Source organism: Pedobacter zeaxanthinifaciens (assembly GCF_003313335.1).
Taxonomy (GTDB): Bacteria; Bacteroidota; Bacteroidia; order Sphingobacteriales; family Sphingobacteriaceae; genus Pedobacter; species Pedobacter zeaxanthinifaciens.
Map to the genome: position 1 here is coordinate 313,000 of NZ_QMHP01000004.1, position 9,053 is coordinate 322,052.

The following is a 9,053-nucleotide window of genomic DNA, read 5'->3' on the forward strand; positions in this document are numbered from 1 at the left end:
ATAAAAAAAATCGGCTTATTCCATTTGGGACAAGCCGTTTTTTTTGATGCCGATATATTTGTTATACGAGTTCAGCTACTTCATCTGCAGAGATATCACTATGAGAGGCATCTAAAATACACTCGCCATCTTTAATTAATAACAGCTGTGGTGATTCGTGATATACCTTGAAAGTTTCCGCAATGTAGGCAGAAACATCTCTATGATTGATAAGATCTAAGAAATAGAAACTTACTTGACCAGGAATTACATCCCAGTCTCTCTCAAAGCTGCGTTTAGCCATTAAACTGATTGAACAGCGTGTGCTGTGTTTAAATATAACGCTATAGCCTTCAGCATTTTTAATGCTGTCAATTTGTGAAGTTTGATTTAAATCTGTCCAATTATGCATCTTATCTCCTTCTTCCTTTAGCTTCAGGGTAAGAGCTATAGGCAGGGCATAGACGGTTTGAGCAAGATTCTAGTATTGCAATTGCACAGAATGCGAATAACAATAGAATAGCTATTTTCTTCATTTTGTTGATTTTGAACTACTAAAGTAGGAAAAAGTTACAAGTTAAACGTAAAATTTGAAAAATCCGTATAAAGCAATTGGTTTGCTTACAAATTTAATGCGTATTCCACCATCTTTAACGCGGTAATTGCTGCTTCATCACCTTTATTACCATGCTTTCCGCCTGCACGGTCAATGGCTTGCTGCTCATCATTAGTAGTAAGCACGCCAAAAATCACTGGTTTGCTATATTTAATTCCTACGTTGGTAATCCCTTGAGATGCTGCTTCGCAAATGAAATCAAAATGCTTCGTATCGCCCTGTATCACGCAGCCAATGCAAATTACGGCATCAACATCTTTTCTCTTGTTTAGTAAAATATCGGCTGCGCCCGCCAATTCAAATGTGCCTGGTACAGTTAAAGAAAGAATGTCCTCTTCACTAACTTCATGTTTAATTAGCGTGTCGAATGCTCCTTGATAAAGTGCTCCGGTTATTTTTGCGTTCCACTCGGCTACAACAATAGCAATTTTAAAGCCTTTGCCCGATGGAATAGTGGTATGTGAAAAATCTGATAGGTTTTTAAGGTGTGTTGCCATGGCACAAATATAAGGTTTTACTTGTTGGCGGCGAAACAATTGCTTTGGAGGTAAGCCAAAAAAAAGCCCCGACTAATTGTCGAGGCTTCAGTATCTCTAAAAAAGAGTTATGTTATTTTGCTTGAGCAGCCGCTCTTGCAATGTAAGCATCAATCATTTGTGCTTCCTGACTGTTAGGGAACTCAGCTTTGATTTTGCTATATGCTTCTTCAGCAGCTTTAAAATCTCTCAAATTCTCGTTTACCAAGCCCAATTTTTTAAGGAATAAAGGAGAAGTAAAGTTGTTTGTAGATTTGTCTACCGCTTTTTTGTAATACGTAGCCGCTTGTTTGTAGTCTTTTAGCTCACTGTAAGCATCACCCAATAGGCCTAAAGCTAATGGATCAATAACAGCGCTGCCTGTTGTGCTATATTTACTTAACGCATCAACTGCTTTTTTGTATTCTCCTTTACGAAGATAAAGACCACCTAAATAAAGGTTAGCCAAATTAGCAGATTTAGTATTTTCGTATTCTTCAGCAATTTTTTCCAAACCTGCATAGCCGCCCTCACCTTTGATTGCTTTATCAGCTAAAGAATCTATACCAACAAATTGCTCTGCTTTGAACATTTCTTTAGATGCATCTTCTGCTCTATTTTTCAAATAAACACCTTGGTACCAAATAAAAATACCTGCTAAAACAATGATTGCAGCAGCAATAAAAGCCAGGCTTTTTGTGTTTTCTTGTATAAATGAACCTTTTTTAACTGCTTGTGCAGTTTCTTTTTCTGTTGAAGACATTTTTATTTTAAAATTAAAGGATTGCAAAAATACATTTTTCAATTAAAGTATCAACTCTTTTTAAATCATTTGTTTAAGCGGCTGCTAAATAGTTTGTGAAACTTAGCTATGCGAGCTAGCAGAAAATGGGTAACTTTGGTACATCTGTTATGTGGCTTAAAAATCTAACCCTTTTAAATTTTAAAAACTATAATGCTGCCGATTTGAAGTTTTCAAGTACGGTGAATGCTTTTGTTGGAAATAATGGGGCAGGTAAAACCAATTTGCTGGATGCTATACATTATTTGTGCCTTTGTAAAAGCTACTTTAACCCAATAGATAGTCAACAGATAAAAACAGGTGAGGATCTTTTTTTAGTGCAGGGCGATTTTGATAAAGATGAAAAAAATGAGAAGATTTCCTGCGGCCTAAAACGTAACCAGAAAAAATCTTTTAAGAGGAATAAAAAGGAATACGATAAACTTGCTGATCACGTTGGCCTGTTTCCGGTGGTGATGATATCTCCCTATGATATTAACATAATTATGGACGGCAGTGAAGAGCGGCGGAGGTTTATCGATAATGTTATATCGCAAACGGATAGCAGGTATTTAGACGAGTTAATTGTGTATAATAAGCATTTGCTTAACCGGAATGCATTGTTAAAACAAGTTGCGGCAACTAGAACGTTGGATGTAGCCTTGTTGCAAATTTTAGATGAGCAATTGGTTAACTCTGGAAATATCATCTTTCAAAAAAGAAAAGAGTTCTTGTTGGATTTTATCCCGTTGTTTGATCAGCATTACAGATTTTTAACCAACGAGGCCGAGCAAGTTTCACTTACTTACCAATCGCAACTTAACGAGCAGCCCTTTGAAACGCTTTTAGCCCAGTCGATTGACAAGGACCGGATACTTGAGCGCACAACTACCGGGATACACAAAGACGAGCTGCAGTTTGAAATTGCTCAAATGCCTTTGAAAAAATTTGGATCACAGGGGCAACAGAAGTCGTTTTTAATTGCATTAAAACTAGCGCAATACAGCTATCTGCAAAAATTCAAGAAGTTTAAGCCGCTATTATTGCTTGATGATATTTTTGATAAATTGGATCAGCACCGTATACACAAGCTAATGGAAATGGTTTCTCATCACGATTTTGGGCAAATATTTATCACTGATACAGATAAAAAAAGGGTGAAGGCGGTTTTTGATGAAATAAATGTTGGTGTAGATTTGTTTGATGTAGCCGAAGGGAGTGTAGCCAATGCGTAAACCAAATGATATTACTTTAAAACAGGCCATTGAAAAGCTGTTAAACCATTATAAATTGCGTGGCAAGTTTGATGAAACTGGCATAGTAGCAATGTGGCCCGAAATTATGGGTACGGCTGTTGCCAACCGCACCAAGCAAATTTATGTACACCAAAAGAAGCTATTTGTAAGGATAGAATCTTCTGTAGTTAAAAACGAACTGCTGATTGTTAAAAGTGCAATTGTAGACAAGCTTAACGAAAAAACAGGGTCGCAAGTAATTACTGATATTGTGTTTTTGTAGTTAATTTCTGTTGCCGCCGAAAAGTTTTGCCGCAATCCAAATAATTAGCGCAACTACAACAACAACCAAAATAACGCCGGTCCACATGCCAGCTTTAAAAATTCCACCAATTAATTCGCAACTGCTTAATGTTGTAACTAGTAATGTAACTAGTGCTAGGGGCATCAATTTTTTCATGTGTTTGTGATTTTTGATGACCTAACAGCCGAGAACTAAAAAAAGTTTGGAAAAAGAAATAGTTGAGGGGAATTAAATCTCGATATTTTATTTTTCCCAAGTGAAATTGATTAAACGAAAAGGCCTGTAAAAGAAAAAGACCTGCCAAGTTTTAGCCTGGCAAGTCTTTATTCAATTAGCTGTTGCGGTAGTAGCAACTGTTATTGTGGCTTTTCACCAACTTTAATCAGTTCTACTTCAAAAATCAAAGTGCTGTACGGAGGAATGTCCTGTCCAGCGCCCCTAGCACCATAAGCTAGTTGGTAAGGGATGTAAAATCTATACTTAGCACCTTCTTTCATTAATGCAACTCCTTCAGTCCAACCTGGAATTACTTGGTTTAATCCAAAGGAGGCTGGCTCTCCACGTTGGTACGAGCTGTCAAACTCTTTGCCGTTAAGCAACATCCCTTTGTAATGTACAGTCACTTGATCGGTAGCTTTAGGTTGTGCACCTGTACCTTCATTAAGCACCTCGTATTGCAGGCCGCTTGCCGTGGTTTTAATTCCAGCCTTAGTTTTATTATTTGCTAAAAAAGCTTCACCTTCTGCAATTGCAGGTCCAAATTTTTTCTTGTCGTTGGCTTCGCGTACACCAGCTAAACTTTCAAATAGACTGTTGATGGCCTGTTGTGATGCTTGTTCCGTCATTAACGGTGTTGAACCTGTAGCGAAAGCATCTTTCATTCCTTTGTTTAACAACTCGTAATTTAGGTTTTGTAAACCGCCTGACTTAAGGTTGTTAGCCATCACCAAACCAAAAGCATAGCTTGCAGAATCAAGTTTGGTTTTAAATGCCAAAGGTTTTGCCGAAGTAGTTGTTTTTTTTGCAGGAACTGCTTTTTTGCCTGCCGCGGTAGTTTTAGCTTTAGTTTGTGCATTTGCTGCAAAAGCCACCGAAGAGGCTAATGCGATAAAAAATATTTTTTTCATTATTTGTATTAAAGGGGAAATATACAACAAAAAAATAAGCACCCGAAACGAGTGCTTATCCAAAATTTTTAAATCTTTTTATTCAATTGCTATTAAAAACGTTCTTCGGCTGTAAAGAAGAAATCGCCTTCAATTTGTGCGTTTTCGTCAGAGTCAGAACCGTGGATGGCATTAGCATCAATTGATTTTGCATATTTTTGGCGGATAGTGCCTTCAGCAGCTTCTGCTGGGTTAGTAGCGCCAATTAATTTTCTGAATTCTTCGATAGCGTTATCTTTTTCTAAGATAGCAGCTACAATTGGTCCAGAAGACATGAAGCTCACTAAATCGTTGTAAAAAGGACGTTCTTTGTGTACTGCATAAAACTCGCCAGCTTTTTCAGCGCTAAGTTTAGTGTATTTTAATGCAATGATTTTGAAACCAGCGTTAGTGATATCGTTTATGATTGAACCAATATGTCCGTTAGCAACGGCATCAGGCTTGATCATAGTAAAAGTTCTATTTGTGCTCATTCTTATAAAATTTTTGCAAAAGTACGGTTTTAATTTGAAAGTCGGAAGTCGGGAAGTCGGGAAGTCGGGAAGTCGGGAAGTCGGGAAGTCGGGACGAAATTGGACAATCAAGTTAGTAAAATTTTGAGATTTGCTAAAACAATAAAGTTGGAAAGCAGTTCCTCCCTAATCCCTAATCCCTAATCCCTAATCCCTAATCCCTAATCCCTAATCCCTTAAACAATTAAGCCAATCAACAGTTAAACAATAAATCGTTAACTTCGCCACTTAATAATATTATGATATCTGTACCAGAATTAAAAAAGTTACTTTCTACGCCTCAGCAAATTGTAATCACTACGCACCATAAGCCAGATGGTGATGCAATGGGCTCGTCATTAGGTTTATATGCTTATCTTATTCAAAAAGGTCATCACGTTAGTTTAATTACACCAACCGATTATCCAGAGTTTTTACATTGGTTGCCTAATAACTCCGATGTAATTGTATACACCGAACAGGAAGAAAGATCGGTTAACTTAGTAAACGAAGCGGCATTAATTTTTTGTTTAGATTTCAATACGCTAAGTCGTATCAATGAGTTGGGCGAGCACATCAGAAAAACATCGGCTATTAAATTGATGATTGACCATCACTTGGAGCCTGAGGATTTTGATGATTATCGCCATTGGGACATCAATGCCTGTGCTGCGGCCCAGTTGGTTTACGATTTTATTGTAAATGTAATGGAAGAACCAGAAAAGGTCAATAAAGATGTAGCTACTTGTTTATACACTGGTATTATGACCGATTCGGGATCATTCCGTTTCCCGTCAGCTACTTCTGCAGTTTATCGTATCGGGGCTGATTTGATTGACTTAGGTGCTGAACATTGGCGCATTCACCAACTGGTTTACGATAATGTATCTGAAAATAGGTTGAAATTTTTGGGGTACTGCTTATCTAATAAGTTGGAAATACTTCGTGAGTATAACACGGCGATTATCAGTGCCACCAAAGAGGAATTAGAGCGCTATCAAATTATAACCGGCGATACTGAAGGGATTGTGAATTACGCATTATCTATCAACGGCATCAAGCTTGCTGCCTTTATCATCGAACGTACAGATAGGGTGAAGTTATCTTTGCGCTCTACCGGCGATTTTCCGGCTAATGAAATCTGCAAAAAATATTTCCAGGGCGGCGGGCACAGAAACGCAGCTGGCGGCGCATCCGATAAAAGTTTAGTGGAAACTTTAGCCGATTTTAAGGCCATACTGCCCGAATATAAGACACAGTTATTGCAATAGTTAAAATTTTAATTAACAAAATAATAAAATAAACAGAAAGCTCATTAACTTAGCGGGCTTTAAAAGCATAATTTTAAAATTGCATTACATCATGAAGCGCATAAGCCTTCATTAAAAATTAAAAAGACAATTAACAAATAGATGAAAAAAAGTTTAGTAATTCTGTTTGCGGCTGCCTTAGGTTTAGCTGCTTGTAATACAGAGAAAAAAGGTCCAGGTGGTTTATTATACAAAGTTCATAAATCAGGCGGTAAAGACAAAATTAAAGAAGGTGACGTTGTGAAATTAAACATCACTCAAAAAACCGAGAAAGACTCTTTATTGGGTAGTACTTATGATTTTGAACAGGCTCAAGTAATGCCTGTAGGTAAAAAGCAGTTTCCTGGCGATTTGATGGATGCGCTTACATTGGTTGGTGAAGGTGATAGCGTAACTTTCAAAATCAACCTTGATTCGATGGCGTTTTATTCAAAGCAGCCTAAACCGGATTTGTTCAAAAACGACAAATTTGTTTCTCTAATTGTTAAAGTAGAAAAAGTATTCAAAAAAGGTCCTAAAGAGGCTGATTCTACTTTCCAAAAGCGTGCTTCAGATTTCTTCCAAGCAGATTACAAAGCTGATATGGACAAGAAAAAAACTGCTGAGCCTGCGAAAATCAAAGCTTACATTGAAGATAACAACTTGAAAGTACAAACTTCGCCAAGTGGTTTACAGTATATCATTACAGCTCCCGGTAGTGGCGCTAAACCAGTTGATGGCGACACAGTATCTGTAAATTATATCGGTAGATTCACTAAAAAAGGAGAAGATAAAAAATATAAAATTTTCGATACTAACGTTGAATCTGCTGCTAAAGAGGCTAAAATGAACCAGCCAGGCCGTCCTTACACTCCAGTGAAGATGCCTGTTGGAAGCACAGTACCAGGCTTTACAGAGGCACTTAAGTTAGTAGGTAAAGGTGGCAAAATCACTGCAATTATTCCTTCTAAATTAGGTTACGGTGAGCAAGGTGGTGGCCCAATTGCACCATATAGCCCGTTAGTATTTGAAATTGAGGTTTTAGATGTGATTAAACCAAAAGCAGGTGCTGTAGCTCCAGCAACTCCAGTTGCTCCAACTGCAGGACACTCAGCAAATGATGGTCACAATCATTAATCCATAGTTAAAAATTATTAAAGCCATTCGCTAAGCGGATGGCTTTTTTTTGCTCAAAAGTTGTTGTGATAGTCAATTAAACTTTTGAACGCTTACCTTTGCAACATGTTACTTACCGATACCCATACTCACCAATATTACGAGAAAGATTTACAAAAAAGAGCAGAACAAATGCAGCGTTGTTTTGATGCGGGTGTTGAGCGCCTTTTCTTGCCTAATGTTGATGTGGCTTCAATTGCCATGATAGACGAGATGGTAAGTGCGTATCCGGAAAATTGCTTTGCCATGGCTGGTCTACATCCTTGTGATGTTAAAGAAGATTACCATGAGTCACTCCAACAAATTTATGCTAGCATTTCCAATAGAAAGATTTATGCAATAGGTGAAATCGGTATTGATTTATATTGGGATAAAACTACTTTGGGCATCCAGCAAGATGCATTTAAGCAACAAATCGCGTGGGCTAAAAATTTAGATTTACCTTTTGTAATACACTGCCGCGAAGCTTTTGATGAGGTGTTTGAGGTGTTGGAAGAAACTCATCATGAGCGCATGAGAGGAATTTTCCATTGCTTTACTGGAAATGTAGAGCAGGCTAAAAGAGCAATTGATTTGGGTTTTTATTTGGGCATTGGCGGTGTAGTGACCTATAAAAAGGCAGGCTTGGATGCGGTATTAGCCGAAATTCCGTTGGAGCACCTTGTTTTAGAAACGGATTCTCCTTACTTAGCTCCCGTACCGTTTAGAGGCAAGCCAAACGAAAGTAGTTATTTGGTGCATGTTGCTCAAAAGGTAGCTGACATTTATGTATTGGATATCGAAGAAGTAGCGGATGTGACTACGGAAAATTCAAGGAAGATCTTTGGAGTTTAGTTGCTCATATCGGTGACTTTAAAAATCTCAGTGGTTATTTGGATTTTTTAAACGACCGGACCTCCGTTTGCACTTGCAAATCTTTACTTTTCTTAGAGATGATCTCACTAAATATTTGACAGGGTTGGTTAAATGTTTAAGTTTACTTATCTAACTATGAAATAATATGGGAGAAAACGAGTTGTCGAGTGTAGTGATTGGAATGGCTATTGATGTCCATTCTGCTTTAGGTCCGGGGCTATTAGAAAATGCATACAAAGAGTGTCTATTTTATAAAATTCGAAACGAGGGTTTTTACGTTGAGAAAGAAAAACCAATGCCTTTAGAATTTGAAGGAAAAAAGTTGGATTGTGGTTATAGAATAGATCTCCTAGTTGAGAATAAGTTAGTTTTAGAGCTTAAATGCGTTGAAAGGTTAACGGATCTGCATTTGGCTCAAACGCTCACTTATCTTAGGCTTGGGAAGTTTAAACTGGGACTTTTGATGAACTTTAATTCGATTTTGTTGAAAGATGGTTTAAAGAGAGTTGTGAATAGGCTCTAAAAATTTTCCAATAAAATCTTTACGTTTCTCTTTTTATTTGCGTTTAAGTTTCACCGCAAAGTTTTGGAGTTTTTCGCAAAGTTCGGCAAAGTCTTTCTGGGCGTTTATTTCTTGAACTGGATC

12 protein-coding genes are annotated in these 9,053 nt (G+C 37.5%); 6 read left to right on the top strand and 6 right to left on the bottom strand.

Annotated features, from left to right (window positions below; genetic code table 11):
- Positions 1-61: 61 nt before the first annotated feature.
- The 3 genes from ytxJ to DUT68_RS08315 all read right to left on the bottom strand — a co-directional run bounded on the left by ytxJ (position 62) and on the right by DUT68_RS08315 (position 1,873).
- Positions 62-391 (bottom strand): bacillithiol system redox-active protein YtxJ, encoded by a 330-nt coding sequence (ytxJ, locus tag DUT68_RS08305; protein WP_113637419.1) that lies wholly within the window; start codon positions 389-391, stop codon positions 62-64.
- A gap of 209 nt (positions 392-600) precedes the next feature.
- Complete coding sequence (gene ribH, locus DUT68_RS08310) at positions 601-1,092, bottom strand: 6,7-dimethyl-8-ribityllumazine synthase (protein WP_113637420.1); 492 nt, start codon at positions 1,090-1,092, stop codon at positions 601-603.
- Positions 1,093-1,204: 112 nt separating this feature from the next.
- Positions 1,205-1,873, bottom strand: a complete 669-nt coding sequence (locus tag DUT68_RS08315; protein ID WP_113637422.1) for a tetratricopeptide repeat protein — start codon at positions 1,871-1,873, stop codon at positions 1,205-1,207.
- Between the two features lie 149 nt (positions 1,874-2,022).
- On the opposite strand from DUT68_RS08315, the gene recF reads away from it, so the two are divergent.
- Positions 2,023-3,126, top strand: coding sequence for a DNA replication/repair protein RecF (recF, locus tag DUT68_RS08320; protein WP_113637608.1), 1,104 nt, complete (start codon positions 2,023-2,025; stop codon positions 3,124-3,126).
- Positions 3,119-3,409, top strand: a complete 291-nt coding sequence (locus DUT68_RS08325) for a DciA family protein (RefSeq protein WP_113637424.1) — start codon at positions 3,119-3,121, stop codon at positions 3,407-3,409. The genes recF and DUT68_RS08325 overlap by 8 nt, the downstream gene beginning before the upstream one ends.
- On the opposite strand, the gene DUT68_RS18450 is transcribed toward DUT68_RS08325, so the two are convergent.
- From DUT68_RS18450 to DUT68_RS08335, 3 genes are all read right to left on the bottom strand, one after another.
- Complete coding sequence (locus tag DUT68_RS18450; RefSeq protein WP_198659555.1) at positions 3,410-3,586, bottom strand: hypothetical protein; 177 nt, start codon at positions 3,584-3,586, stop codon at positions 3,410-3,412. It lies immediately after the preceding gene.
- A 200-nt stretch (positions 3,587-3,786) separates the two neighbouring features.
- Positions 3,787-4,557 carry an FKBP-type peptidyl-prolyl cis-trans isomerase gene (locus DUT68_RS08330; protein ID WP_113637426.1) on the bottom strand — a complete coding sequence of 257 codons (771 nt, stop codon included), beginning with the start codon at positions 4,555-4,557 and terminating at the stop codon, positions 3,787-3,789.
- A gap of 92 nt (positions 4,558-4,649) precedes the next feature.
- Positions 4,650-5,069 carry a nucleoside-diphosphate kinase gene (locus DUT68_RS08335; protein ID WP_113637427.1) on the bottom strand — a complete coding sequence of 140 codons (420 nt, stop codon included), beginning with the start codon at positions 5,067-5,069 and terminating at the stop codon, positions 4,650-4,652.
- 278 nt (positions 5,070-5,347) lie between these two features.
- Here DUT68_RS08335 and DUT68_RS08340 point away from each other — a divergent pair, with 278 nt between their 5' ends.
- The 4 genes from DUT68_RS08340 to DUT68_RS08355 all read left to right on the top strand — a co-directional run bounded on the left by DUT68_RS08340 (position 5,348) and on the right by DUT68_RS08355 (position 8,930).
- Positions 5,348-6,358 carry a DHH family phosphoesterase gene (locus tag DUT68_RS08340; RefSeq protein WP_113637429.1) on the top strand — a complete coding sequence of 337 codons (1,011 nt, stop codon included), beginning with the start codon at positions 5,348-5,350 and terminating at the stop codon, positions 6,356-6,358.
- A gap of 141 nt (positions 6,359-6,499) precedes the next feature.
- Complete coding sequence (locus DUT68_RS08345; RefSeq protein WP_113637431.1) at positions 6,500-7,513, top strand: FKBP-type peptidyl-prolyl cis-trans isomerase; 1,014 nt, start codon at positions 6,500-6,502, stop codon at positions 7,511-7,513.
- A 105-nt stretch (positions 7,514-7,618) separates the two neighbouring features.
- Complete coding sequence (locus DUT68_RS08350) at positions 7,619-8,386, top strand: TatD family hydrolase (protein WP_113637433.1); 768 nt, start codon at positions 7,619-7,621, stop codon at positions 8,384-8,386.
- Between the two features lie 166 nt (positions 8,387-8,552).
- On the top strand, positions 8,553-8,930 hold the full coding sequence (locus tag DUT68_RS08355; RefSeq protein ID WP_113637435.1) for a GxxExxY protein: 378 nt from the start codon (positions 8,553-8,555) through the stop codon (positions 8,928-8,930).
- The last annotated feature ends 123 nt before the right edge of the window (positions 8,931-9,053 follow it).

What these genes read in the sequence shown, in the direction of transcription:
- ytxJ (WP_113637419.1), bottom strand. Translation starts at nt 391, where the DNA reads ATGCATAATTGGACAGATTTAAATCAAACTTCACAAATTGACAGCATT.
- DUT68_RS08355 (WP_113637435.1), top strand. Translation starts at nt 8,553, where the DNA reads ATGGGAGAAAACGAGTTGTCGAGTGTAGTGATTGGAATGGCTATTGAT.
- recF (WP_113637608.1), top strand. Translation starts at nt 2,023, where the DNA reads ATGTGGCTTAAAAATCTAACCCTTTTAAATTTTAAAAACTATAATGCT.
- ribH (WP_113637420.1), bottom strand. Translation starts at nt 1,092, where the DNA reads ATGGCAACACACCTTAAAAACCTATCAGATTTTTCACATACCACTATT.
- DUT68_RS08335 (WP_113637427.1), bottom strand. Translation starts at nt 5,069, where the DNA reads ATGAGCACAAATAGAACTTTTACTATGATCAAGCCTGATGCCGTTGCT.
- DUT68_RS08345 (WP_113637431.1), top strand. Translation starts at nt 6,500, where the DNA reads ATGAAAAAAAGTTTAGTAATTCTGTTTGCGGCTGCCTTAGGTTTAGCT.
- DUT68_RS08330 (WP_113637426.1), bottom strand. Translation starts at nt 4,557, where the DNA reads ATGAAAAAAATATTTTTTATCGCATTAGCCTCTTCGGTGGCTTTTGCA.
- DUT68_RS08325 (WP_113637424.1), top strand. Translation starts at nt 3,119, where the DNA reads ATGCGTAAACCAAATGATATTACTTTAAAACAGGCCATTGAAAAGCTG.
- DUT68_RS08340 (WP_113637429.1), top strand. Translation starts at nt 5,348, where the DNA reads ATGATATCTGTACCAGAATTAAAAAAGTTACTTTCTACGCCTCAGCAA.
- DUT68_RS18450 (WP_198659555.1), bottom strand. Translation starts at nt 3,586, where the DNA reads ATGAAAAAATTGATGCCCCTAGCACTAGTTACATTACTAGTTACAACA.
- DUT68_RS08350 (WP_113637433.1), top strand. Translation starts at nt 7,619, where the DNA reads ATGTTACTTACCGATACCCATACTCACCAATATTACGAGAAAGATTTA.
- DUT68_RS08315 (WP_113637422.1), bottom strand. Translation starts at nt 1,873, where the DNA reads ATGTCTTCAACAGAAAAAGAAACTGCACAAGCAGTTAAAAAAGGTTCA.